23 protein-coding genes are annotated in these 25783 nt (G+C 29.7%); 18 read left to right on the plus strand and 5 right to left on the minus strand.

The features are described from left to right. The first annotated feature begins 5 nt into the window (after positions 1–5). From truA to CLVI_RS04040, 8 genes are all read left to right on the plus strand, one after another. Complete coding sequence (gene truA, locus CLVI_RS04005; RefSeq protein ID WP_106058835.1) at positions 6–740, plus strand: tRNA pseudouridine(38-40) synthase TruA; 735 nt, start codon at positions 6–8, stop codon at positions 738–740. Between the two features lie 163 nt (positions 741–903). Continuing rightward, positions 904–1338, plus strand: a complete 435-nt coding sequence (gene rplM, locus CLVI_RS04010) for a 50S ribosomal protein L13 (RefSeq protein ID WP_106058836.1) — start codon at positions 904–906, stop codon at positions 1336–1338. A 26-nt stretch (positions 1339–1364) separates the two neighbouring features. Next, on the plus strand, positions 1365–1757 hold the full coding sequence (gene rpsI, locus CLVI_RS04015; RefSeq protein WP_106058837.1) for a 30S ribosomal protein S9: 393 nt from the start codon (positions 1365–1367) through the stop codon (positions 1755–1757). Between the two features lie 216 nt (positions 1758–1973). Next, positions 1974–3557: a Na/Pi cotransporter family protein gene (locus tag CLVI_RS04020; protein ID WP_242980554.1), complete on the plus strand. Its 1584-nt coding sequence runs from the start codon at positions 1974–1976 to the stop codon at positions 3555–3557. Positions 3558–3704: 147 nt separating this feature from the next. Next, positions 3705–4307, plus strand: a complete 603-nt coding sequence (locus CLVI_RS04025; protein ID WP_106058929.1) for an N-acetylmuramoyl-L-alanine amidase — start codon at positions 3705–3707, stop codon at positions 4305–4307. A gap of 140 nt (positions 4308–4447) precedes the next feature. Continuing rightward, positions 4448–5290: a fumarate hydratase gene (locus CLVI_RS04030; protein WP_106058839.1), complete on the plus strand. Its 843-nt coding sequence runs from the start codon at positions 4448–4450 to the stop codon at positions 5288–5290. A gap of 9 nt (positions 5291–5299) precedes the next feature. Beyond that, positions 5300–5863, plus strand: a complete 564-nt coding sequence (locus CLVI_RS04035; RefSeq protein WP_106058840.1) for a Fe-S-containing hydro-lyase — start codon at positions 5300–5302, stop codon at positions 5861–5863. Positions 5864–5894: 31 nt separating this feature from the next. Continuing rightward, complete coding sequence (locus CLVI_RS04040) at positions 5895–6605, plus strand: tetratricopeptide repeat protein (protein WP_106058841.1); 711 nt, start codon at positions 5895–5897, stop codon at positions 6603–6605. Between the two features lie 103 nt (positions 6606–6708). Here the strand turns inward: CLVI_RS04040 and CLVI_RS04045 are convergent, their stop codons facing one another. The 3 genes from CLVI_RS04045 to CLVI_RS04055 are packed head-to-tail and all read right to left on the minus strand — an operon-like array spanning position 6709 to position 9915. Then, positions 6709–8490, minus strand: a complete 1782-nt coding sequence (locus tag CLVI_RS04045; RefSeq protein WP_106058842.1) for a CotH kinase family protein — start codon at positions 8488–8490, stop codon at positions 6709–6711. Positions 8491–8496: 6 nt separating this feature from the next. Next, positions 8497–9204: a DUF4956 domain-containing protein gene (locus tag CLVI_RS04050; RefSeq protein WP_106058843.1), complete on the minus strand. Its 708-nt coding sequence runs from the start codon at positions 9202–9204 to the stop codon at positions 8497–8499. Positions 9205–9225: 21 nt separating this feature from the next. After that, positions 9226–9915: a polyphosphate polymerase domain-containing protein gene (locus tag CLVI_RS04055; protein WP_106058844.1), complete on the minus strand. Its 690-nt coding sequence runs from the start codon at positions 9913–9915 to the stop codon at positions 9226–9228. Between the two features lie 145 nt (positions 9916–10060). Between CLVI_RS04055 and CLVI_RS04060 the strand changes: the two genes are divergently transcribed. Both CLVI_RS04060 and CLVI_RS04065 read left to right on the plus strand, forming a co-directional pair. Continuing rightward, complete coding sequence (locus tag CLVI_RS04060) at positions 10061–10744, plus strand: response regulator transcription factor (protein WP_106058845.1); 684 nt, start codon at positions 10061–10063, stop codon at positions 10742–10744. A gap of 2 nt (positions 10745–10746) precedes the next feature. Beyond that, complete coding sequence (locus CLVI_RS04065) at positions 10747–12015, plus strand: sensor histidine kinase (RefSeq protein WP_106058846.1); 1269 nt, start codon at positions 10747–10749, stop codon at positions 12013–12015. Positions 12016–12124: 109 nt separating this feature from the next. Here the strand turns inward: CLVI_RS04065 and CLVI_RS04070 are convergent, their stop codons facing one another. Both CLVI_RS04070 and CLVI_RS04075 read right to left on the minus strand, forming a co-directional pair. Then, positions 12125–13705, minus strand: a complete 1581-nt coding sequence (locus tag CLVI_RS04070; protein WP_106058847.1) for a putative ABC exporter domain-containing protein — start codon at positions 13703–13705, stop codon at positions 12125–12127. Beyond that, complete coding sequence (locus CLVI_RS04075) at positions 13705–14421, minus strand: ABC transporter ATP-binding protein (protein ID WP_106058848.1); 717 nt, start codon at positions 14419–14421, stop codon at positions 13705–13707. Before CLVI_RS04075 ends, CLVI_RS04070 begins: the two co-directional genes overlap by 1 nt. Positions 14422–14624: 203 nt before the next feature. Between CLVI_RS04075 and CLVI_RS04080 the strand changes: the two genes are divergently transcribed. From CLVI_RS04080 to CLVI_RS04115, 8 genes are all read left to right on the plus strand, one after another. Further along, on the plus strand, positions 14625–15308 hold the full coding sequence (locus CLVI_RS04080) for a response regulator transcription factor (RefSeq protein WP_106058849.1): 684 nt from the start codon (positions 14625–14627) through the stop codon (positions 15306–15308). After that, positions 15286–17094, plus strand: coding sequence for a sensor histidine kinase (locus CLVI_RS04085; protein ID WP_242980549.1), 1809 nt, complete (start codon positions 15286–15288; stop codon positions 17092–17094). Before CLVI_RS04080 ends, CLVI_RS04085 begins: the two co-directional genes overlap by 23 nt. Before the next feature lie 43 nt (positions 17095–17137). After that, the gene (fliB, locus tag CLVI_RS04090) at positions 17138–18358 is read left to right on the plus strand and encodes a flagellin lysine-N-methylase (RefSeq protein WP_106058850.1); all 1221 of its coding nucleotides are present in this window, start codon (positions 17138–17140) and stop codon (positions 18356–18358) included. 367 nt (positions 18359–18725) lie between these two features. Next, positions 18726–19394: a response regulator transcription factor gene (locus CLVI_RS04095; protein WP_106058851.1), complete on the plus strand. Its 669-nt coding sequence runs from the start codon at positions 18726–18728 to the stop codon at positions 19392–19394. Further along, the gene (locus CLVI_RS04100; protein ID WP_106058852.1) at positions 19391–20404 is read left to right on the plus strand and encodes a sensor histidine kinase; all 1014 of its coding nucleotides are present in this window, start codon (positions 19391–19393) and stop codon (positions 20402–20404) included. Before CLVI_RS04095 ends, CLVI_RS04100 begins: the two co-directional genes overlap by 4 nt. Positions 20405–20507: 103 nt before the next feature. Next, positions 20508–21278: an ABC transporter ATP-binding protein gene (locus tag CLVI_RS04105; protein ID WP_106058853.1), complete on the plus strand. Its 771-nt coding sequence runs from the start codon at positions 20508–20510 to the stop codon at positions 21276–21278. Continuing rightward, complete coding sequence (locus CLVI_RS04110; RefSeq protein WP_242980550.1) at positions 21268–23163, plus strand: ABC transporter permease; 1896 nt, start codon at positions 21268–21270, stop codon at positions 23161–23163. The genes CLVI_RS04105 and CLVI_RS04110 overlap by 11 nt, the downstream gene beginning before the upstream one ends. A 278-nt stretch (positions 23164–23441) precedes the next feature. After that, complete coding sequence (locus tag CLVI_RS04115; RefSeq protein WP_106058854.1) at positions 23442–25781, plus strand: ABC transporter permease; 2340 nt, start codon at positions 23442–23444, stop codon at positions 25779–25781. Positions 25782–25783 lie beyond the last annotated feature (2 nt).

Raw genomic sequence — 25783 nt, forward strand, 5'->3', positions numbered from 1 at the left:
AGTCTATGAAAAATGTAAAATTAATAATTGAGTATGATGGTACTAATTATTGTGGGTGGCAGAAACAAAAGAATAATATAACTGTACAAGGGACTCTTGAAAAGGCTTTAAACAAAGCTACTAATGAGAGGGTTGATGCTATAGGAAGCTCTAGAACTGATGCAGGAGTCCATGCCAGAGGCATGGTCTGTAATTTCATTACTAGTAGTAGCATACCGGCAGAGCGGTTTAGAGAAGCTATTAATAGGCATTTGCCATCTGATGTTGCAATAATTAAATCAGAAGAGGTAGAAGAAAGTTTTCATGCTAGATATAGTAGTAAAGGGAAGTCATACAGTTATACCATAATTAATAGATATGAAAATGTTGTAATAGGAAAAAACTTTTGCTGCCAAGTAAGGGAGAACCTTGACATAGATAGCATGAAAATGGCTTGTAAATACTTTGTTGGACAGCATGATTTTCAAGCTTTTCAAAGTAAGGGAAGTTCTGTGAAAACTACGATAAGGACAATTGATGAATTATGTATAGAAAAGGAAAAAGATACAATAAAAATTCATGTGACTGCTGATGGATTTCTATATAATATGGTTAGAATTATAGTAGGAACATTGATTCAAGTTGGAAAAGGCAAGATAAAAGCAGATTATGTTGGGAACATCATAGAGTCACTGGATAGAATGAAGGCTGGGCCATGTATTAAGGCTAATGGATTAGTATTGGAGAAAGTTTATTATTAAGCAGAAAAAAACAGAAAAATGTTGACACACCCGTATGCGTGTATTATAATAAACTTTGTTCGTTAGAAAAATTTATGAGTAAAGGATCCACTAATCTGGGTCTTTACATAAGAGAAGTACTTATAAAAGTAAAGTAAAAATGTAAGTTCAAGGAGGGAAAAAGATGAAATCATTTATTGCAAAAGCAAAAGATGTTGAAAGAAAATGGTATGTTGTAGACGCTGAAGGTAAGCCTCTTGGAAGAGTCGCTAGCCAAGTTGCTTCAATATTAAGAGGTAAGCACAAGGTAATATTTACACCAAATGTTGATTGTGGAGATTTCGTAATAATCATCAATTCAGAAAAGGTTGTTTTAACTGGTAAGAAGTTAGATCAAAAGTTCTTAAGAAAGTATAGTGGTTATGTAGGTGGATTAAAAGAAACTCCTTATAGAGAAGTTTTAGCTAAGAAACCAGAATTTGCTTTCGAAGAAGCTGTTAGAAGAATGCTTCCAAGAGGAATTTTAGGAAGACAAATGCTAAGAAAGCTAAATGTATATAGAGGTGCTACTCATGATCAAGCAGCTCAAAAACCAGAATTACTTGAATTAAAGTACTAAAACAGGCTCTGGAGGAGGAATAAAAAATGGCAAAAGTTCAATATATAGGAACTGGAAGAAGAAAGAAATCAGTTGCTAGAGTAAGACTAGTACCAGGAAATGGTAAAATTACTATAAATAAGAGAGACATAGAAGACTATTTTGGTCTAGAAACTTTAAGAATGATAGCAAACCAACCGTTGGTTTTAACTGCAACTAAGGATAAATTTGATGTTTTAGTTAATGTACATGGTGGTGGATTTACAGGTCAAGCTGGAGCTATAAGACACGGAATAACTAGAGCTTTACTTAAAGCTGATGAAGCTTTAAGACCAGAATTAAAGAAAGCTGGTTTCGTTACAAGAGATCCTAGAATGAAGGAAAGAAAGAAATACGGTCTTAAAAAGGCTAGAAGAGCTCCTCAATTCTCAAAGAGATAATATTAGGAAGCTTACAAATCCTGCAAACTCAAAGTTTGTGGGATTTTTTCTTATATAAAATTATATATTCTAATAAGAGTTTTATTAAGAGCATGTTAAATATATTAATAATATATTAACAAATGGTTAAAAATCAAGTAAACTATTTATAGACATACTTATATAATGCAAAGGAGAAAAGCTGTGGAATCAACTTTAATAATTATTATAAAATTAATGGGTGGACTTGGTCTGTTCATATACGGAATGAAGCTTATGGGTGATGGTCTTGAGAATGCAGCGGGTGAGGGATTAAAAAAAATACTTGAGAAGATTACGAGTAATCCTATAATGTCAGTAACGGTCGGAGCTGCTGTCGCTGCAGTAATCCAAAGTAGTAGTGCTACTACTGTTATGGTAGTTGGATTTGTTAACGCAGGTGTGATGAATTTAGCACAAGCTACAGGTATTATAATGGGAGCTAATATAGGGACAACAATAACAGCTCAATTAGTTTCATTTAAGTTAGATCAAATTGCACCATTATTTGTATTTGCTGGCGCTGTCATGGTGATGTTTGCAAGAGGTAAAAAGAGAAAAGAAATAGGAAATATAGTACTAGGATTTGGTATTCTATTCACAGGAATGGGAGTAATGAGTACTTCAATGACTCCATTAACAACGTCACCAGTATTTGAACAGTTAATTATTGCTATTGGAGACAATTGGTTTATAGGAATTATTACTGGAGCAGTAATTACAGCAGTATTACAAAGTTCTTCAGCTACAACTGGGATTTTGGTTGCAGTGGCTACTGCAGGTGCTATTGATATAAAAATTGCATTGCCAATAATATTTGGTTGTAATATTGGTACGTGCGTTACAGCACTTATAGCTAGTGTTGGAGCAAATAAAAATGGTAAAAAAGCTGCTGCTATACACCTAATATTCAACATAGTTGGAACGATTATATTTATACCTTTTTTAGGTGTGCTAGGGGATTTCGTGGGTTCTTTTTCAGGAAGTGTAACTAGACAAATAGCTAATGCACATACCGTTTTTAATATAGCTAATACTATGATAATGCTTCCATTTAGTAAATATTTAATTATGGTCGTAAATAAAATAATACCCGGAGAGGATGAATTTGAGAAAATTGCTCCAAAATACATAGATGATAGATTGCTTGAGACTCCTGTAATCGCAGCAGGTCAAGTTATAAAAGAAACAATTAGAATGGCTAATAAAGCTAAAAGAAATCTTGAATTATCAATGAATGCATTTACTAGTGAAGATGAGAAACTAGTTAAAAAAGTTTATGAAAATGAAGAGCTAATAAATGTATTAGAACAAGCTATTACAACTTTCTTAGTTAAGCTTTCAAAATGCGATCTATCTGATAAGGAAGCTGGCATAATAGCATCCACATTTCATGTTATTATGGACATTGAAAGAATAGGAGATCATGCTGAAAATATAGCAGAGTTAGCAGAACAAAAGATTAACAAAAAGCTTACTTATAGTGCAGGGGCTATAGAGGATTTATATGAAATCTATAACTATACAATGACTGCACTACAGGTAGCAATCGAAAGTTATTCTAATAGAGATTGTGAGAAGGCAAGAAGTATTGATTCAATAGAGGCTAGAATAGATGCAGCACACAGAAAATTTAGAGAAAAACATATCAAGAGATTATATGATGGAAAGTGTAATGCCTATTCAGGAGCAATTTTCTTGGATTTAATAATTAATTTGGAAAGAATAGGAGATCATTCAACAAATATTGCTGAAAGTGTTATTGAAAATTATTCAAACTAATAAATTAAATGCTATGAATTATCATGGCATTTTTTTTATGGAATAAAGAATTGAAAAATTCACATAATAACCTTAGGACAAAAGTATGTGAATGGAGGTCTAGTTGTGAAGATAAAAAGATTTATTATAGGAATTTTAATAGTAATAATGTCATTGTCTACTGTAGTAAGGGCAGATGAGAGTAAGGGCGTAATACTAATTGATGCAGGACATGGTGGTGTAGATGGTGGTGCACAAGGGAAAAATGGGACTGTTGAGAAACATATAAATCTAGCTATTAGTGAAAAACTTAAAAAAAGTTTAGAAGATGAGGGTTATAAGGTTTGTATGACTAGAGAAGATGATAATTCTTTAGGAGAAAATAAGATATCAGATCTAAATGCCAGATGTAAGATGAAAAAGGAGACTAACTGTGATGTTTTTATTTCTATACATCAAAATAAGTTTAGTATAGAAAGATGTTTTGGATCACAGGTATGGTATGCTAATAATGATAAGAGCAGTAATTTGGCCATAAAAGTACAAGAGTCTCTTAAAGAAAACACAGATGATAATAATAAAAGGCTAGCAAAGTCTGCTAAAGATCAATATAAAATTTTAAGAGATGGATATGATGGTGCTTGTGTAATAGTTGAGTGTGGATTCCTATCAAACTATAATGAGGAGAAACGATTGAAGACAGAAGAACATCAAGATAAAATAGTAAAAGGGATTACTGGCGGAATTAATAAATATTTTGAAGAAAAATAATGATTTCCTAGGAAATATAAAGAAAAATGAAGAAAACCTAATGAAGGTTTTCTTTATTTTTTTACAATAGGGGACATTGTCGCCTTGTAAAGAACAAAGAAAACAAATAAAATAATAATATACTTATGGAGGTGTGAAATTTGAAGGATATAAATATCAAAGAAATAGAAAAAGCAGTAAAAATTTTATGCATAGAGGCTAATTATTACATCGGTAATGACATAAAAGAAGCTCTATTGAAATCAAAAAAAGAGGAAACCTATAAAATAGCGGAGGATGTATTAGATAAAATAATTATAAATTCAGATATAGCCTTTAATGAAAATATGCCTATGTGTCAGGATACAGGCATGGCTTGCGTGTTTTTAGAAGTTGGACAAGATGTTCATTTTGTTGGAGGATTACTAGAGGATGCAATAAATGAAGGTGTAAGAAAAGGATATGAAGAGGGTTATTTAAGGAAATCTGTAGTAAAGGATCCTATAGATAGAGTGAATACTAAGGATAATACACCAGCAGTAATATACTATGATATTGTAGCGGGAGAGAGGGTTAAAATTACTTTAGCACCTAAGGGCTTTGGTTCAGAAAATATGAGTAGAATAGGAATGCTTAAACCAGCAGACGGATTAGAAGGGGTAAAGGACTTTATTATAGAAACAGTTAAGATAGCAGGGCCTAATCCTTGCCCTCCTATGGTTATAGGCGTTGGAATAGGTGGGACATTTGATAAGGCTGCATATTTAGCTAAGAGGGCTTTAATTAGACCAATTAACATAAGAAATAAAAGTAAGTTCTATAAGGAATTAGAAGAAGAACTTCTTGAGACTATAAATAAGTTAGGCATAGGGCCTCAAGGCTTTGGAGGAAAGACTACAGCCTTGGGACTTAATATAGAAACCTATCCTACACATATAGCAGGTTTGCCAGTAGCAGTAAATATCAGTTGCCATGCAACTCGGCACAAAGAAATTATTTTATAGGAGGATATTATGGAGGTTAAAATTATTACACCACTTACTGAAGATAAGGTTAAAAACTTGAAGGCTGGAGATAGTGTACTATTATCTGGCGTTCTTTATACAGGAAGAGATGCAGCGCATAAGAGATTAATTGATTTATTAGATAATGATGAAGCGTTACCTTTAAATATAAAAAATGAAATAATATATTATGTAGGTCCAAGCCCAGCAAAGCCTGGGATGATAATTGGGTCAGCTGGTCCGACAACAAGTTATAGGATGGACCCCTATGCACCTAAGCTATTAGATTTAGGATTGAAGGGAATGATAGGTAAAGGGGCAAGAAATCAAGAGGTAATAGATGCAATTAAAAGAAATAAGGCTGTGTACTTTGGGGCAATAGGAGGAGCAGCAGCTCTTATTGCTAAGAGTATAGTAAAGTCAGAGATAATTGCCTATGAGGATTTAGGCGCAGAGGCTATTAGGAGAATCGAAGTTAAGGATATGCCTTTGGTTGTAATTATTGATAGTGAAGGCAAGAATTTATATGAAGAGGGGCAAAAGGAATATTTAAAGTCTATAGAGGAAAAGTAAAAGCAAATATAATAGAAAGGTAGTATATAGGATGGGAAGATTTAAATTACATGGAAGTCAGAAATTTAAGAGAATATTATTAGGTTTACTAGTTATAGTGGCTGTTATACTAATTATTAAAGTTGGAATTGATAATCGAAAATCAAAGGTAGCTGAAGATAAAAAGGTAGAAGAGGTAACAATAGAAGAACCTAAAGTAGAAGAAAAGGTAGAAGTTGCGGTAAGCCAAGAGGAAGAAAATTTATATAATGATACGCTTAATACCTTTTATCAAGAAGATTATAGTGGAACTATAGAAAAAGCAAATGCTATTATTGAGAAGTTCCCAGATAGCTATAAGGCATATAATATTAGAGGATTTGCTAAAGCTTTTAGTAAAGATTTTACTAAAGGTTTTGAAGAGGGAATGAAGGATATAGATAAAGCATTAACGATTAAACCCAACTATGGCTATGGATTATATACAAAGGCTTTTAACTATGAGCTTCATGAAAAATTTAATGACGCATTAGTTTGCTATGACAAGTCTTTAGAAATTGAAGACTATGTATGGACCTATTATGGTAAGGCATCTATTTATGGACGAAGAGCAGACGTAGAAAGCACTATAGTCAACTTAAAGAAAGCTATTGAAGTAGAAGACACTAAAGAAAATGAATCTGGAGTGAAAAAGGTAGCTAGAGAAGAAAAAGATTTTGACCCTGTTAGAGGAAATGCTGAATTTGAGGCTCTAATTAAATAGATATAAGGAGACAGAAATAAATCTGTCTCCTTATATTTTGCACTAATTTACGTAAATGTCGTTATACCTATATTTTTAGGTTTTACGTAGTTATTGTGTATAGTTACAATTTAAATTTTTTTCTTTTAAACTTAATTGAAAAAACTAGAGCAATAATTATGGATATAAAGCTTGTAGCAAATATAATTATGCTTGTAATGGAGATAGAAGTATTAGTATCTCCTTTGGACATACCGTCTGGTCTAGTCATATTATTTCCATCAGGTGCTTGCATGCCATTATCATCTCGTTCAGACTTAGTTGTATCTGTGTTAGGAGATCCATTTTGCTGAACATCTGATGATGGGGTCATATTAGCACCTCCTTGGTCCATATCTCCAGACGGAAAGCCAGCAGGCATTTGTCCTTCAGCTACAGTCCCGGTATCTGTATTATTACCTTGATCACCTCCCTTATTACCTCCGCCCATTGAGCCAAGGATATTCATATCTACTGAATCTTCACTGAAGTAGGTAGTTAAATCTACTTCACTTTGACCAGCTTTGGTTGATGGAATTTCTCCGGATAATTGCATTGCTATGCTTTTAGCTCTGTAAGTACCAAAGGTAGAAAGTTCATCTATAGAAGCAGAAAATTGATCATAGCCATAAAAGGCAGTTGGGTTATTCTCTACGTAACTATCAATTAAGGTTGAAGTTGTATTAACTTTGGATTCAAATGTACCACTGTCAAAATACTCTTCTACAATAGTATTTAAGTAATCATGATACATATCTTTATATTCATCTACTTCTAATAACTTAGATAGAAGTGGACTATCTTCAAGAGTGGCTGAAGTTGGTTCATCAATTGGGAAGTTAATAATCCCGCGAGTAGTATTAGTAGTAGTGGTTGCATTATCTCCATCATTATTGTTTCTGGCATTATTTCCACCACCCCCGCCTGAGAAAGCTCCAAAGGATAAATTCAAATCCCAAGGCAAGATAGTACATACGCCATCTTCTTCATAGATATAATAGTTATGATATAAGTTACATTGATAGCTATCAAGATTTACTAAGGCAGTACTAACAGCAAAATATTTCAATGTGGCTTCAACATCAATATAATCTTCAAGGTTAGTACCTTCATTAAGATTGGAAATCATATCAATTACCTTTTGAAAAGCCTCATCAGTTATGTCCTTTACAGAATTATCCTTAAGACCAGAGTAATTACTTTGAGTATCCCCATTCCATACTAAATCAGTTCCGGTACCTTCAGCTTTATATAAATTACCACTGTCAGAGCCATAGTTCCTAGATAAATAGGATTCTTCTAAGCCCTCTACAGCTAAATATACTCCTCTATTTTCACTATTTATTGTGATATTTGAGAAAGCTGTCTCAGGAGTAGTTACCCCCATGAAATCAAATAAATCGTAGGATATGTATTCCTTTAAATATGTTGCATCGGAATAAGTATTATTCAAGTTCAACTTATCTAGGCCATTATAGGTTTGACCGTCTACATATTCATCAAATTTAACCTTAAAACTATATCTCTCAGAATCCGAAGAGGCTACTTGGGTTAAACTCGTATTCCCCTTTGGCCTAATTCCAACATTATATAAGGTTTCTCCATTTATTGTTATATCACAGCTATAATAGGTTTCATCTAAAGGGCTCTCTAAGATAGATGCCCAAGATTCATCATCAATGGATATCTGTATATCTGAAACCTCGTCTTCATTAAAGAGAGTATCTGAGTAAGCAGCAGTGCCTGAAGCATCATCAGAGACGTTCTTTGGTATAAATAATATTGTAACTGTAAATAGCAGAGCACATACTATAGCTATACAGGCTACAATCTTTGCATGTTTTTCGTTGATCAATTTAAAATACACATGGGATTACCCCATGTAATCTCCATTATAGCTTACTAATACGGCAGTATTAATTCCGTTTATTGAAGCTAATTCATTTACAAAGGATGTGCTCATATCATTTAATCTAATTTCCATAGTAAGCTCTATTTTAGAATCAGATGATACTGTTTTAGACTTTATTATATGTTTTTTTACTGTCTTATTAACAAGAGTGATTGCGTTTTGCTCACTTTCTTCAGTGCAATAATTAAGTACAAGAATATAGGGGTTATCAGAACTTTTTCTGTTAACAAATATAAGCATAAATACTCCTATAACTACAGAGCCGAAGACGGCAAGAGGAATTAATCCAGCACCAAGGACTATACCACACGAAATAGACCAGAAAATATATGCAATATCCATAGGTTCCTTTATGGCACTTCTAAATCTAACAATAGATAGAGCCCCTACCATACCTAGAGAAAGTACTACATTAGAAGTAACCGCTAAGATAATTAATGTTGTAATAAGGGTCATGGCTACTAGTGAAACTGCAAAATTAGAAGAGTACATTACCCCATTAAAAGTCTTTTTATAAATTGTAAAAATAAATAGTCCAATTGCAAGAGCTAAGGCTAAAGCAATTACAGTATCTAATATTGAAAAGGTTGAAGCCTTTTCAATAAAGCTTGATTTAAAAATATCATTAAGAGTCGTTGTTGCTGTTTCTGTTGTTGGTTGTGCATTCATTTTGTATCTCCTTTAAAATTATTATCCATATATTCTGCAGGACGCATATTTTGATATGGCTGTTGCTTGCTTATTATTTGTTTGAATTACATTTGATATTATTTCAGGTAAAAACTCATCATATTTTACTTCTAATATTATAGAGTTATCGCTAATTGGATCCGCTACAGGTAAATCCTTATCAAAAATATTTTTTGAGTATAATCCTGATCGAACATTCATATCAAAGGTTATTCTTACATTACCCACTTTATATAGATAGGCTTCTCGAGTGTAATCAACTATTGTTGCTGGTTTTAGTAACTGATATTTGCTTTTGCAATAAAACTCCATTAAAAGGGGGTTATCGGTTTCTTTTATCCAGCCTAAGCTTCCACTTATAATAAGAGCACATTGCTCTTTAGTAATGATTGCATTTAATTTTTGGCAAAGACCATTCTTTTTGGTTTTCTTTTCTAGTCTAATAAAAGAAGAATCATCATTATAAAGACGAATTCTAAATTTTTCTCGGTTATCAACTCCATTGATTTTTTCAAGAAGAACTTTATCGTATATGTTATCAAAATATAGACTCCTAATTTTATAACGACCTGTTTTTTTATCAGCAAAGTTATCTAAGGAAGTAATAAACTTAAGTCTGTTTTTAATTTGAAGATAATCTGAGTAATTTATAAAGTGCTTTAATTCATGTCTGTATTTTACCGCTGGCATATAATCACCTCGCTTTCGTCTACATAAGTAGTATAAAACTTAAAGCTTAAACCAAACTTAAAGAAAATTTAACATAAATTCGAGAGCTTCATTTAATCTTCATTTAAGCTTTCTATGGTAAAATAATTTCAAGAGGGTGATAATAATGAGAATACTTTTAGTGGAAGATGAAATACAATTATCAGAAGCTCTAGGGGCAATATTAGAAAAGAATAATTATACTGTTGATAGAGTTTTCGATGGTGAAGATGGATTAGATTATATGCTATCAGATATTTATGAGGTAATTATTTTAGATATAATGCTACCTAAAATGAATGGCCTTGAGGTTTTAAAAGCAGCAAGAAAAGACGGAATAGCTACCCCTGTAATTTTGCTTACGGCAAAGGGGGAGATTTCAGATAAGGTAACAGGACTTGATTGTGGTGCTGATGATTATTTGCCAAAGCCTTTCTATACAGAGGAATTATTAGCTAGAATAAGAGCATTAAGTAGAAGAAAAGGCGAAGTATTAAGTGATAATTCTTTAGTATTTAAGGACATAATCCTTAATATGGGGACTCTAGAATTAAGCTGTAATGATAAAAGTGTAAAACTTACAGCAAAGGAAAGTGGCCTGTTAGAGGTTCTTATAAATAGATCAGGAATGATAAGTAATAAGGACGATATAATAAGTAAGCTATGGGGATTTGAATCAGAGGCAGAGCACAATAATGTTGAAGTATATGTATCCTTTTTAAGAAGGAAATTTTCATATTTGAAGTCTAAAGTTATTATTAAATCAATTAGAAATATGGGTTATATTTTAGAATATAAAGATGGTGAATAGATATGTTTAAAAAACTTAAAGTTAGATTTATAGCAACTGCCATGATATTAATTGTTTCTATGGTGGTGCTAATATGTACATCTATATATATTTTTACTAAAGAAAACAGTGAGAATATGATTTTCTCTCAAATTGAGGAAAAATTAATCTCTATTAAAGGGATCTCAAATCAGGAATTTGCTAATGAAATAGGAGAATCAATTCCTGATAATAGACAGACTACTCCAAAATTTAGAAATAATAAAGGCAGTATTAGTGTTATATATGATAAGAAAAATTCAACGGTACTATATTCTAGTATGGATGACATAGAGACAGAGACTATAGCATCAATGGTTAATACTGCTTTAGAAAATGGAAAGGATAAGGGCTTCATAACGGAGAGCGAAGATAATTTCGCGTACACATATAGAAATTCATTTATGGGGGTAGAAATAGTTTTTCAAGATAGTAGTATGTATGAGGATACTATGGATAGACTTATTATTACATGTATTGTAATAGGAACTATTAGTATAGCTTTATTGTTTCTAGTTAGTATAGTTATTGTAAACAAATCAATAAAGCCAGTAGAGGAAGCATACGAGTCTCAGAAAAGATTTATTGCAGATGCATCTCATGAATTGAAGACTCCATTAGCTGTTGTTAAGACAAATATAGAGGTTCTTAAAGCAAATGAAGAGGATACAATAAAAAATCAAAAGAAGTGGGTAGATTATATATCATTTCAAACTGATAGAATGGCTAAGCTTGTTAACAATCTATTATATTTAGCAAAGGCTGATAATAATGAGAAACTAGGAATTGAAACTAAGTTCAATATAAGTGATGGAATAATGAATCAGGTTTTAAGCTTTGAAGCAGTCTTATTTGAAAATAATTTAAATTTACAGTGTGATATAGCTGAGAATATAGAATTTCAGGGGGATAAGGAAGGAATTAATCAACTTGTAGGAATATTTATTGATAATGCTATAAAGCATGCATTTAAAAATAGTGATATAGAAGTTGAATTAAAGGAGCGAAGACAAAAGATATATTTTTCTGTTAAAAATAAGGGAGAGATAATTCCAGAAGAGGATATAGATATGATTTTTGATAGATTTTATAGGGTAGATAAGTCTAGGGCTAGAGAAAAGGGCGGATATGGACTAGGTCTTTCTATTGCTAAATCTATAGTTAAAAAATATAAAGGAAAGATTACAGTTGAAAGTAAGGATAATAGTACTATATTTACTGCAGAGCTTCCTTCAGTAGAGAGTAGTTTGTAGAATTTAAAATTTGAAATCAAAAATTAAAATCCCTGCAGAATTTTTTGAATAAAATAAATTCCACAGGGATTTATATATAGTGCCCCTAAGGGGGTGAATGTTACATTTTTTAAGTCTCTATACTATCATAAATTCCTTTAGCAGCTTGTACTATAACCAAAGAAGCCAAAGTATTGTAAACAATAAAGGAAATTTGAAGGGAGTAAGGGGCAAAAATTTCGAACTTAAAACTTAATAATGCTCCAATAACTATACCCGGAAGAATATAAACAATTAAAGTTATCATCATAAAGATACCTTTCATCATTTGATTGGATACCCTATCAAAAAGCTTATAATTTAGTACTGCGCCATAGGTTGATACTGTCCCAAAGGATATATAAGCTAAAATTGATAGTAATATTTCTACTGGACTAATTCCCATCAAAAAACCGGCAGGTAAAAATAAGAGTAAACTATCTACCGTAACTTTTATTATAGATGATAAAGTAGAATAAAATAACTTAGATGCACTACTTGCTGGAATTAAAAATATGAAATGTCCGTTAAAGTCCATTGACCATTTACCACCATAGGTTGATATAACCATTATATATATGGTAAATAATAAGTATGCATAGAATGGCAAATCAAAATATAATCCAACAGCAATCGATGCAACTAAATATATTCCAGAAAGAATATTTATAAAATAAAATCCTGTCTTTTTATATTCTAGCATATGCCTAAAAAATATTGCCTTTGCGTATTTAGCAGAATAAGTAAGGGTTGCCTTTCTTCGAGCAAAAGGTTTACGTGTGTTTTGCATTTTAGAAAGCTGTTTAGGATCATAGCCACTATTTTTATAGCTTTGTGCTACTTCATTTTGCTCTGCAGATGGAAGAGCATCCTCATAAAAGTCTAGGTTGAATTTGTATAGTAAAGTTATTGCACCAATGCAGGAAAAGATTAATAATCCACCATGAATCAGTGAAAAAGAATTAAATCCAGTTAGACATTGAGACAATAATGCACGACCCCAGCCCATTACAGGAATGTAGTTCCACCAATCCTTATTAAAGAAATCCATAGCAAATTCATAATAATTACCTTTGCCTCCAGTATAAATATAAGCAGCTAAACCTAATGAGACTACAATGTTAAAGTATTTAACAATTTTAATAGCCAGATCCTTATGTTTATAATATTTCGAGAAAAACCCATATATTAATAAAGATAATGATGAAAGCACTATAAAAAATGCCATTAAGATTAATAATAGATAAATTATCCCCCAAGGAATAAAAGAAAACTTAAGGGCTAAATTAGGTAGTTGGAAGATTAAAAACAAACACATAGCAAACATGAAAGAAATCTCTTTAACAAATCCATATAATAATACATTTTGAGACTTAATAGGAGATGTGAAAATAAGATTTACATCGCTCATTGAATAACGAAAGTTTTTTCGAGTAACGCCACTATAAATTATGAATAAGAAAAGTTCAAAAAGAATTCCTGTTGTTATGCCAATAAAATACTTAGAATCAATTAAGGATTCAGCTTGTGCATCATCAGTAAAAAAAGCGAAGCACATTAACACTATGAAACCTATAATAAACACAAAAGGGATAGCTTTTGTAGGTTTGTGTCTTATGCTTTTAATATAATTTATAATATTTCTTTTCAAAAGATATAAAAATGGTTTCATTATTTATCACCTTCCTCAGTAACCTTAAAGAAGATATCCTCAAGACTTTGATTAGACATATTTTCATCAGCTTCAAATTCAGTTCTAGTTTTAGAAAAAACGACAGTTCCTTTATTCATAATAATAAGTCTATCCCAAAGTTCATCTACAGAATCTAAAAGATGGGTACTTATTATCATAGATACACCTTCGCTTTTAAGTCTTAACAATAGGTTACGTAATTCTTTTATTGCTTTTGGATCAAGACCAATAAGAGGCTCATCCAAAAGAAGCAGTTTAGGCTTAGTTATTAAGGCGCAACATATACTTAATTTTTGTTGCATTCCTTTTGAGAGTTCAGAACCGAATTTTTCGGTTTTATCGCTTAGATCAAATATTTCGAACAATTCATTGGCATAGTCATCATAGTCATCTAGACCATAAGCCTTTGCCATAAAATGAATGTGTTCTCTAACTGTTAGTAATGGAAAAAGTCCTGGAAGTTCAGGAACATAGGAAAATATTTTTTTGCCTTCTATACTTTTATTTAAATGTCCACCAATAGTTATATTGCCAACATATTTAAGAAGACCGGAGATGCATTTTATTGTAGTTGATTTACCAGCTCCATTAGGACCAACTAGAACCCCGATTTCACCTTCTCCTAGAGTGAGGTTTAAGTCTTTAACAGCATCAAACTTCTTGTATGTTTTTGTAAGGTACTTAATTTCTAACATTGCATTTCCTCCTTAATTTCATATGGATAGTATACTATACTTAAGCTGAGTAAAAGGTTATAATTGGCATGTTTAAGAAAAATTTATGGTAATCTATAAGAGAAATAGGGGTAATTAATAAAATAGTAATAAAGGGTTAAATGTTTTATGATTTAATAGAGTTAGGATATAATTAAGAAAAGAAAACCTAAGGAGGTTTTATTATGTACAATGTTTTAGTGGTTGATGATGAAAAGGAAATAAGAGATGCTATTGAGATATATTTAAGAGGTGAAAACTTAAAGGTAATAAAGGCTGAGGATGGCGTAGAAGCTTTAGATATTTTAGAGAGTAATCAAATCCATTTGATTATATTAGATATAATGATGCCTAAACTAGATGGGCTTAAAACTTGTATGAAAATTAGAGAAACTAATAACATCCCTATAATAATGTTATCAGCTAAGGGCGAAGATTCTGATAAAATACTTGGGCTAAATGTCGGAGCCGATGACTATATACCAAAGCCTTTTAATCATTTGGAATTAATGGCAAGAGTGAAATCTCAATTAAGAAGATATGAAAAACCACTAAATGTTGAGGACAAAGGTGTAGTTAAGGTTAAAGATTTAGAGATAGATACCTTGGCAAAAAAGATAATAGTAAGAGAGGAAGAAATTAGGGTTACAGCAACAGAATATAAGATTTTATACTTACTTGCCTCTAATATTGGAAGAATTTTTTCAATAAAGGAAATATACGAAAAAGTATGGGAAGAACCCTTCTATAAAAGTGAGAACACTGTTACAGTTCATATAAGAAGAATAAGAGAAAAAATTGAATTAAATACAAAGGAGCCCGAGTACATTAAGGTGGTGTGGGGCATTGGGTATAAAATTGAAAAGTAGGGTTAAAGACTACTTAAATCATATTTGGTTGTTGGAAATTATTGGATTGTTATTTATTATTAGTTACTTTAGCGTAGAAGTATATAAATATTATTCAACAGATTCGTCAAAGATGATCAATATCTTTAGGTCAACAATAAACCCACAGAAATATTATGAAGAAAATTTAGCTAAGGATTCCTTAGCTATAACTAATATGATTTACCAAAAAACCAATTCTCTAGAAAAAATATATTATGGAAATGATATTATTAAGGAAGCCTTTAAAAGGGATTTTATTGATAAAGTTTATGAGAAGGAAGAATTTGAACTAAATGAAAATATTTTCTTTATTATAAGAAATAAAAATACTAATCAGATAATAACTAATGACTCAAGTGGGTATTTTGAATTATCTGACGGAAAATATACTGATGAAAATATATTAAGTTATGTAAATGAAAAATATGAAGGAAAGGAACTTTTGGTAAGTTATGATAATGAGAATAAATTTAGTACGATTGTGGAAGAGGATTATGTAATTTATGATAAAAGTGTTTTAGCAAATTTTCAAGAGTACTATTTTACATCTAGAGATAATTATGTTGAGAATGTGTATTTTAAAATAGTATTCGGATTATATTTCTTAATAGTATTAGGAATATTTTTGATATCGAAAGTAGTAGGTGTGATAATAATAAGCAGAAATGGGTCCAATATCAGGGGGAATTTTGTTATTAGCATTATATATGTATTGAAAAATGGATTTAAGTATAGACAAACTAGAAAAACACTAATAGGGACTATAATATGTTCTATTATATTTTTTATTTTTTATTTATATATGTTAGCGGTTGGGGGTATTAAGAATAACATATTAGTTACCTTTTTCACTTTATACCCATTTAAAGGAAGCATAATTTTAATGACATTACCTATGATAGGAATTATTTATTCTATAAAGAAGTCTGTTGATATATATCTAGTTAATGATAGTTTAAAAAGAATTAATGAAGGTGATTTAGATTATCATATAGTAGAGCAAGGCGGAATAGAGATTTTAGAGCTTATTACAAATATAAATAAGATTAAAGAAGGATATGAGATAGCAGTTCAAGATACTTTGAAAAATGAAAAAGTAAAGACTGAGCTTATTTCAAATGTATCCCATGATTTAAGAACACCGCTAACATCTATTATTAATTATGTTAACATACTTAAATCTGAGGATATTACAGAAGAAGAGAAGCAAGATTATTTAAAGATTGTAGATCAAAAATCTAAGAAACTTAAGGTGCTTATAGACGATTTATTTGAGATGTCAAAGATTAATAGTGGAAAGATGGTACTTAGTAAGGAAAAGATTGATATTATGTCATTAATTCACCAAGCTGTTGGAGAATATTCTTCACTCTATGAAGATAAAGAGATGGAGTTTAAGGTAAATAGCATAGTTGAAGAATTATATATAGAACTTGATGGAAAGATGATGTCTAGAGCTATTGAGAATATTGTTATTAATGCGTTAAAGTACTCCTTAGAAAATACAAGGGTATATATTGATATAATGGATGAAGGAGAATCTATAGGAATATCGATTAAAAACATCGCAAACTATGAAATGAATTTTAATAATGAAGAAATATTTGAGAGATTTGCTAGAGGTGATGAGTCTAGAAATTCAAATGTAGAAGGTTCTGGCCTTGGACTTGCAATAACTAAGAGTATTATAGAACTTCATGAGGGTAACATAACTATTAATACAGAGGGAGATATGTTTAAGATTTATATTAATCTTCCTAAATAGGAAAAAAAGCAATTAAATACAAAAAATGAGAAGGAAGTATACGATGGATAAAAATATAAAAATGAGATATCCAAGATATCTTAAAGAATTTGAGTGTATAGGTGGAAAATGTGAAGACAGTTGTTGTGTTGGATGGGATGTAGATATTGATAAGATTACGTTCAAACAGTATTATAAAGTTCAAGACAAAGAAATGAAGAGAATGTTTCAAAAAAATGTTTATAATAATGAAGATTACTTAAGCCCGGATGTAGATTATGGAAAAGTGAAATTAAAAAATGGGAAAAGATGCCCCTTCTTAGATGAAGAAAATTATTGTATGATTTATTCGAATCTTGGAGAAGAGTATCTTTCAAATATTTGCACATCTTTTCCTAGAATAACCAATAAAATAGATGGATATTATGAGATATCTCTAGATGTGGCATGTCCAGAAGCTGCAAGGATTCTTTTGCTAAAAGAACAGGGAATTGAATTCCAAGAAAGTGAAGAGACTTTAGGGAAACACATAGTATCAAGTGATATTGATACTAAATCTAAAGAATTTAATAATTCACCTATAAAGTATTTTAAAGAAATTAGAGATTTGAGTATTAAAATAATAAAGAATAGAACATTTAATTTAAGCCAAAGACTTTATATATTAGGTGGTTTCATAAATGCATTAGAAGAGGAACTTAAATATAATTATAATAATGTACCTAAATTTATTAAAGAATATGATATAAACTCACGTAGTGATTCTTATGAAAAGGATCAATTAAGTTATATTCTTCAGATAGATTTTTTCAAAAAGATGGTGGGTTTCTTAGATGTATTTAAAGAAGTGGATAGTATTTCTTTTAAGGAATATACTAAGCAAATTATGGCAGGATTCAGGTTTGATGAGGGAGAGGAGATCAATAAAGATTCGGAATTGTATGTAAAAGCATTTGAAGATTATACTGAAAATTTTATAATTAAGAATAGCTATATTTTTGAAAACTATTTAGTAAATTTTATGTATAATAATTTATTCCCATTTTCAGAGACAGAATCAATATTTGATGGATATATTATGCTTTTAACAAGATATTCATTTATTAGATTTTATTTAGTTGGGAAATATCTATATAATGAATATGATTCAAAAGAAAACATAGTTAAATTTATTCAATCATTCTCGAAGACTATAGAACATCATAAAACTTATTTAGTTGATTCACTAGATTATATAAAAGAAAATGAATTTGATAATATGGAATTTGCTAAAATACTTTTATAAAAAATATTATGTAATTGTTAGTATTGTAAGAGATTGGTAAAAGAATAATTTTAAGTATTAAGGAGTTAAGTAATTAAAAGAAATTTGAATAAAAATCACCACAGATAAGAATAAATTGTACCCTATAGAGTAGACACTAAAAAAGTCTACCTGTAGGGTATTTTCATGGATAAGAGAAAAAATAAAATGTTGGAAGTTAACTAGAAAAATATTTGAAGACCATGGCTTTGATGAAGATATTATTGGGAACAGTTTAAAATAAGATATAGAAATCTTATTAAATTGGGAATATCAAAGGATGCTATAATAAGTATATATTTGTGGAGTGAAGGTATTAGGTAAATACTTAATGGAGAGGTGTTAGTAAATGGAGAAAATTTTTATTATAGAAGACGAAGAAAAAATTAGAAAAGAATTATCGACTTTTTTAACAAGATATGGATATGAATGTGATTATTCAAGGGATTTTGAGAATATTGTTCATATTGCTTTAGAGTCAAATGCTCATATAATCCTTTTAGATATAAATTTACCATACTATGATGGATTTTATATTTGTCGTGAAATTAGAAAAAAATTAAATGTTCCTGTTATTATTGTTACTAGTAGGCAAAGTGAGATAGACGAGCTAATGAGTATGAATCTTGGAGCAGATGATTTTATTATTAAGCCCTACAATACCCAGATACTATTGGCTCGTATATCATCTGTACTTAAAAGGACTTACCATAATTCAGATAATGATATATTAATTTATAAAGGTTTAACATTTAATATTTCCACAAGTTCAATGAAATTTAATGATGAAGAAATTGAATTAACTAAAAATGAAAGTAAAATTTTAAATATTTTAATGAAGAAAAAAGAATGTATAGTCTCTAGAAATGAGATTATGGATTTTTTATGGCAATCTAATGAGTTTGTTGATGATAACACTTTAACAGTTAATATAAACCGTCTTAGAAAAAAACTTGAGACAATTGGTGCAAAAGAATTTTTACAAACCAAGAGAGGTCAAGGGTATATATTACTATGAAATTGAGATCATTTTTAAATGAAAGACTAGGTTTTCTAATTGGTAATGTTTTATTAGTTCTGTTTATGATAATACTTTTTTCAAGTCTAAAGGTGGATACCTATGCTATAATTCTTATTTCTAGTTTATTTATCCTGTTAAATTTATCATTATTATTTTATGAATATAGAAGTAAATCAGCCTTTATTAAGGAATTAAATGAAAACTTGGACGGCTTAGAGGCAAAGTATCTATTAAGTGAATTAATGAATAAGCCTAGTAAAGATGAGGATTATGCTATTTATAATATATTAAAAGAATGTAATAAAGCTATGAATGATAATATAGCAAAAATAGAACTTGAGAATAAAGATTATAAAGAATTTATTGAACTTTGGGTCCATGAGGTAAAGACACCTATTGCATCTTCAAAGTTAATAATAGAAAATTATAGAAATCAAATACTAACAAGTATTGAAGAAGATATAAATAAAATAGAAGAATATATTGAACAAGCCCTTTTCTATGCCAGAAGCTCAGCTGTTGAAAAGGACTTTATTATTAAAACATTAAATCTTGAGGACCTTGTAAATACATCTATAAAAAGAAGTTCCATACAACTCATAGAAAAATATATAAAAGTTAAAAAAGACAACTTAAATTATCAAATTTATACTGATAATAAATGGGCGGATTTTATTTTGCATCAGATAATATCTAATTCCATTAAATATTTTGATAAAGCACATAAATATTTATGTTTTACTGGTGAAGAATTAGCGGAGGATATAGTTCTTCATATATCTGACAACGGAATAGGCATGGATGAAAAAGCATTATTAAAGGCTTTTGATAAAGGGTACACAGGGGAAAACGGACGAATGTTTAAAGAGTCCACTGGAATTGGTTTGTATCTATGTAAAAAGTTATGCAATAAATTAGGACTTGGAATAACTTTATCCTCAACTTTAGGGGAAGGCACAACAGTATCTATATTGTTTCCTAAAAATAAGATGATGATTTTTGAATAATCATTACTATATTACAAAAATGTAAGGTTTATGTTATATACACCTATGGCATGAAAAATTAGAAGTAGTAATATTTAGTTATAAGGGAAGAGGAGGAAATGATATGGATAAGGAAATTTTAAAAGTCATGAACATTCAAAAGTTTTATGGTAGTAGAGGAAATGTTACTAAAGCTATAAATAATATAAGTTTTACTGTTGTAGAAGGTGAGTACGTTGCAATAATGGGTGCTTCGGGTAGTGGGAAAACTACTTTATTAAACTGTATTTCAACTATAGATAGTGTAACAAGTGGTAATATCTTAATCGGAAATGAAGATATAACAAAGTTTAAGGATAAAAAGTTAGCAAAATTTAGACGTGAAGAACTTGGATTCATTTTTCAAGATTTTAATTTATTAGATACATTAAATGCTTACGAGAATATAGCACTAGCCTTAACAATATGTAAGATTAATGCCGAAATAATTGATAAAAGGGTTAAAGAAGTTGCAATGAAACTAAATATAACAGATGTATTATATAAATTCCCCTATGAGATGTCAGGAGGACAAAAACAAAGAGTTGCATCAGCTAGAGCATTAATTTCAAATCCCAAGCTGATACTTGCAGATGAACCTACAGGTTCCCTTGATTCTAAGTCTGCAAAAATGCTTCTTGAATCCTTAGTTAATTTAAATGAACAATTAAATGCTACCATAATGATGGTTACACATGATGCTTTTTCTGCAAGTTATGCAAAAAGAATTTTATTTATAAAAGACGGAAATTTATTTAATGAGCTAATTAGAGGAAAGGATTCTAGGAAAGAGTTTTTTAATAAAATTATAGAAGTAGTAACTCTCCTTGGAGGTGACCAAAGAGATGTATTCTAAGTTATCAATTAGAAATATTCACAGAAGTTTTAAAGATTACTCTATATATTTTTTAACATTAATATTTGCAGTTTGCTTATTTTATGTATTTAATTCCATTGAATCACAAAAAGCAATGCTTGATCTTGATGAAATAAATGAGGGGGCTTTTAAGGCGGTAAGTCATATTATGGGAATCGCTTCTGTATTTATAACTTTCATATTAGCTTTTTTAGTCATATATGCTAATAACTATTTAGTTAAGAGAAGAAAAAAGGAATTGGGCATATATATGATATTAGGAATGGAGAAAAATAGTATATCAAAGATATTATTTATTGAAACTTTATTAATTGGAATAATTTCATTAGCTATTGGATTAGTACTTGGTGTATTTATGTCCCAAGGATTATCAATACTAACAGCAAAAATGTTTGAAGTTGATTTGAAAAGTTTTAAATTTATATTTTCAGGTGCAGCTTGCCTTAAAGCCATCCTTGCCTTTGGTGGTATATATGTTTTGGTAGCATTATTTAATACAACATCAATTAAAAGAATAAAACTTATTGATTTTTTAACTGCCTCAAAAAAGAATGAAAGTATTAAGGTAAAGAAATTATGGTCATCAGTTATATTATTTATAGTAAGCGTTATTTGTATTGGTTCTGCATATTTTATAATGCTTAAATATGGGATAGCAAAATTAGATTATAAAATTTTAGTTTCAGTGATTTTAGGTTCGGTTGGAACATTACTTTTTTTTATGAGTCTTTCAGGATTTTTATTAAAAGTAGTTCAAAGCAATAAAAAGATTTATCTAAAAGAATTAAATATGTTTTTACTAAGACAAATTAATAGCAAAATTAATACAACCTTTGTTTCAATGACCTTTATATGTTTAATGCTATTTATATTGATTTGCACCTTATCAGGTGGGTTGTTAATAAATAGAGCATTAAATAAAGATATAAAAGATTTGACACCACATAATGTGTCTATGTATTCCTATAACGGAGACGACTTTTTAACTTCTTTAGAAAATAACAATTTTGATTTTAATAAATATACTGATAGATACCATTATTATCATATCTATACTGATAATATTAAATATAGTGGACTACTTGATGCTGATTCCATTGAAAAGGGGAAAAATTATTATCCAGTGGCGAATGATCAAGCTATCCCTATAATTAAACTTTCAGATTTTAATAAGGAACTTTCCATGATGGGAGAGGAGACTATAACCCTAGGAAAGGATCAATATGTAATAAATAGTGATATAAATGACTTTTCTGAACCGTTAGAGAATATCCTAAAGAAGAATAAGGAATTAACTATAAATAATAAGGTGATAAAACCTGCTAAGGATAAAGTTATTGATAAAACCTTTAGTAGTGCCATTATGAAGAATAACTTTTGTACCATAGTTGTAGATGATACTTTAATAACAAATCAGAAACCATATAACTCATTTTTAAATTTTGATTTCAAAAACAAGGATAGTAATTTAGAGAAAGATTTAATATCTGATTTAGATAGGGTACAATCTTTAGTCCCGGATGGTAAATTCAATTATGTAACTGATAATCAGCTAAAGAGTAGTTCCAAAAGTCTAGGAGTGTCCATGGCTTATTTAGCAATATATCTTGGAATAATATTTATGATTGCTTCCGCTGCAATTCTGGCAATACAGCAATTATCTGAATCTGACGACAATATACAAAGATATAATCTACTTAGAAAAATTGGAGTAGAGGATAATACAATATATCAATCTGTATTTAGACAAGTAGGAATATATTTCTTAGTACCTTTATTATTAGCTATTGTTCATTCTGTTGTTGGACTAAAGCTTTCTATGAATATAGTTAATATGTTCGGCTCTGGAAATAGTATTGTTTAACTAATATCTATTAGTGGAGTATTTATAGTAGTAGTATATGGTGGTTATTTTTTAGCAACTTACTTTGGAGCTAAAAATATAGTTAAAAACAGAATGTAACTGTTATCTCATAAAAAGTAATAGAGAAAGAGAAGCTTGTCCTAATATAAGGATAAGCTTCTCTTAAATTATTTAGTTTGGCTACAAGTTGTAAGATTTCATTAATATTTTAAATATCCTTTTTTCATTTTCTTAAGTTAATATATAAATAAGAGCTCTCAAGAAAGGATGTGCAAAATATGTGGTTTAAAAAACTAAAAAAGAAGAAACTTCAATGTTTTCTAATTGGAACACTGTTGTTTTTATCTTCTTTAATATTTACAAGTAGTCTATGTATGGTAACTTCCATTAAAGGCTACGTTAATGATGTTTATTCAAAGGATGAAATATATGATTTATCTATATTTAATTCTAATGAAGGTGCTAAAAATGATGTTGTTGAGTGGTGCAACGGTAATTCTAACGTTAATGACATACAAGTTAAGGAGGCTTTTGTATCTGGAAACGACATCTGGTATAATGACAAGAATTTAAAGATTCCAGTATATGAAGTATCTCCTGTAGACAACAGCAATGAGCTTCCTTTTAAAATAAATAAGGTTGAATCATTAGATAATGAAAGTAAGCCAAAGGAAGGAGAAATCTGGATTGCACAGCTTGTTGCTGATAATCATAAGATTAAACTTGGAGATGACTTAACCTTTAAGATAAAAGATAAGGATGTAACTTTAAAGGTTTCTTCATTAATTAATGATTCAAATCAACCATCAAGTACTGTAGGTCAAATTATTCTTTATATAAATAAGAATAATATTGAAGATTTTTCTTCTTTTACAAAATCACCAATAATATTTATTGATGTTAAAAATGATGTTGATGCAAGTGACTTAGGACAAAAATTAACTTCGGATGTAAAAACTGGGGGAGTACTTGCTGATAAAGATTTACTTATTCAGGCTTCCGTTATGGCCCCTATTGCAGTAGGAGGTATTTGCACTTTAGCTTCAGTATTTATATTCATTGTTTCAATAATACTTATAAGGTTTATATTATGGAATAACATTTTAAAAGAGTATAAATCTATAGGTATATATAAAGCATTAGGCTTCACTAAAAAGCAAATTCTTAATTTTTATATTATAGGATATTCATTAACTGCTTTTATAGGTAGTATTTTAGGTGCATTATGTAGTATACCTATATTGAATTATATAGCGTCTAAATCTTTAAGATATATAGGTGAATTTAATGGTGTAGATATTAATTTACCAGCAATTTTTGGAACTATATTATTATTTTCTATAATAGTAATTATAAATTTATATTTTGTAGTTAGAAAAACTAATAAGATTTCCCCTGTAGAAGCGCTAAGAACAGGTGTTACGTCTTCAAAGAAGAAACTTGCGAAATCTTTAATTAAAAATACCACTTCATCTTTAGCTTTAGCAGTAAATGATATTTTTAAATACAAAAAAATATCAATCTTAATTACTTTGACATTAACCTTATCTTTTACTTTGGTATTGCTTTTTGGAAATACTAATGTGATGGTAGGGGAAATGAATAAAAATACTAATGTTTGGTTTGGTCTTCCTAAAAGTAGCATAACTGTAAGTACTAAGATGAGTTTAGATGCACCATTAACGGCATCTCAGAGTGAACTTGAAAATGTATTAAATAAGGTCAAATCTGATGATAGGGTTAAGAATTATGTTAATGGATGTCTGCTATATAATGGAGTATCAGTAGATAAGGAAAAATACAATATAAAAAGTACTATACTCAATACAACAGTTCTGGATTCCTTTGATAATGATTTTGAATTTACTATAATCCATGGACATAATCCTGAAAAATATAATGAAGTATCTGTTACAACAAAGATATTAAAAGATTCGGGGTTAACTGTAGGAGATTATATAGAACTATCTATAAACAATAACAAAAAGTCTTATTTGATATCAGGGTCTTATAATTCATTAACGGGCAATGGATATTCCATGAGGATGTTAAATTCAGCTGTGCAAAAAGAATATCCTGAATTTAAGGGAAGTGAAATCTTTTTAAATCTTAAAGATGGAGCTGATACAGATGAATTTACAAAGGATATTACTGATGAATATCCTAATTTAGATGCTAGTGATGTTCATCCACTTTTAAAAGATAGCATAGAATCAATGCCAGAATTAATACTTCCTATAACTCAAATATTAATGGTAGTATTTATAATTTTTAGTGTAATCACTATACTAAATATTATATTAATAAGTGTTAGAGATAATAGAAGAAACTTTGGAATTATGAAAGCTTTAGGCTTTACCTCCAAAGAAATTCGAAATAGATATTTATATAGAATACTAATTTTAACAACCATTAGCACAGTAATAGCTGTTATCTTAAATTTAACTTTAAGTAGACCTCTTATTGCTGCTGCCTTTAGTAACTTAGATGTATTAGTAATATCACCAAAAACAATGGCAGTTTTACTAGTAGTCATGATAGCTTTGATATTGCTTATTACAATTGTAAGTTGCGCAAATATAAAAAATACTAAGCCTACTGAATTAATGGAAGAATAGGA

It is taken from the genome of Clostridium vincentii (assembly GCF_002995745.1).
GTDB classification, from domain to species: Bacteria; Bacillota; Clostridia; order Clostridiales; family Clostridiaceae; genus Clostridium; species Clostridium vincentii.

What these genes read in the sequence shown, in the direction of transcription:
- CLVI_RS04115 (WP_106058854.1), top strand. Translation starts at nt 23,442, where the DNA reads ATGTGGTTTAAAAAACTAAAAAAGAAGAAACTTCAATGTTTTCTAATT.
- CLVI_RS04040 (WP_106058841.1), top strand. Translation starts at nt 5,895, where the DNA reads ATGGGAAGATTTAAATTACATGGAAGTCAGAAATTTAAGAGAATATTA.
- CLVI_RS04095 (WP_106058851.1), top strand. Translation starts at nt 18,726, where the DNA reads ATGGAGAAAATTTTTATTATAGAAGACGAAGAAAAAATTAGAAAAGAA.
- rplM (WP_106058836.1), top strand. Translation starts at nt 904, where the DNA reads ATGAAATCATTTATTGCAAAAGCAAAAGATGTTGAAAGAAAATGGTAT.
- CLVI_RS04020 (WP_242980554.1), top strand. Translation starts at nt 1,974, where the DNA reads ATGGGTGGACTTGGTCTGTTCATATACGGAATGAAGCTTATGGGTGAT.
- CLVI_RS04050 (WP_106058843.1), bottom strand. Translation starts at nt 9,204, where the DNA reads ATGAATGCACAACCAACAACAGAAACAGCAACAACGACTCTTAATGAT.
- fliB (WP_106058850.1), top strand. Translation starts at nt 17,138, where the DNA reads ATGGATAAAAATATAAAAATGAGATATCCAAGATATCTTAAAGAATTT.
- CLVI_RS04100 (WP_106058852.1), top strand. Translation starts at nt 19,391, where the DNA reads ATGAAATTGAGATCATTTTTAAATGAAAGACTAGGTTTTCTAATTGGT.
- rpsI (WP_106058837.1), top strand. Translation starts at nt 1,365, where the DNA reads ATGGCAAAAGTTCAATATATAGGAACTGGAAGAAGAAAGAAATCAGTT.
- CLVI_RS04065 (WP_106058846.1), top strand. Translation starts at nt 10,747, where the DNA reads ATGTTTAAAAAACTTAAAGTTAGATTTATAGCAACTGCCATGATATTA.
- CLVI_RS04055 (WP_106058844.1), bottom strand. Translation starts at nt 9,915, where the DNA reads ATGCCAGCGGTAAAATACAGACATGAATTAAAGCACTTTATAAATTAC.
- CLVI_RS04060 (WP_106058845.1), top strand. Translation starts at nt 10,061, where the DNA reads ATGAGAATACTTTTAGTGGAAGATGAAATACAATTATCAGAAGCTCTA.
- CLVI_RS04110 (WP_242980550.1), top strand. Translation starts at nt 21,268, where the DNA reads ATGTATTCTAAGTTATCAATTAGAAATATTCACAGAAGTTTTAAAGAT.
- truA (WP_106058835.1), top strand. Translation starts at nt 6, where the DNA reads ATGAAAAATGTAAAATTAATAATTGAGTATGATGGTACTAATTATTGT.
- CLVI_RS04105 (WP_106058853.1), top strand. Translation starts at nt 20,508, where the DNA reads ATGGATAAGGAAATTTTAAAAGTCATGAACATTCAAAAGTTTTATGGT.
- CLVI_RS04075 (WP_106058848.1), bottom strand. Translation starts at nt 14,421, where the DNA reads ATGTTAGAAATTAAGTACCTTACAAAAACATACAAGAAGTTTGATGCT.
- CLVI_RS04025 (WP_106058929.1), top strand. Translation starts at nt 3,705, where the DNA reads ATGTCATTGTCTACTGTAGTAAGGGCAGATGAGAGTAAGGGCGTAATA.
- CLVI_RS04080 (WP_106058849.1), top strand. Translation starts at nt 14,625, where the DNA reads ATGTACAATGTTTTAGTGGTTGATGATGAAAAGGAAATAAGAGATGCT.
- CLVI_RS04070 (WP_106058847.1), bottom strand. Translation starts at nt 13,705, where the DNA reads ATGAAACCATTTTTATATCTTTTGAAAAGAAATATTATAAATTATATT.
- CLVI_RS04035 (WP_106058840.1), top strand. Translation starts at nt 5,300, where the DNA reads ATGGAGGTTAAAATTATTACACCACTTACTGAAGATAAGGTTAAAAAC.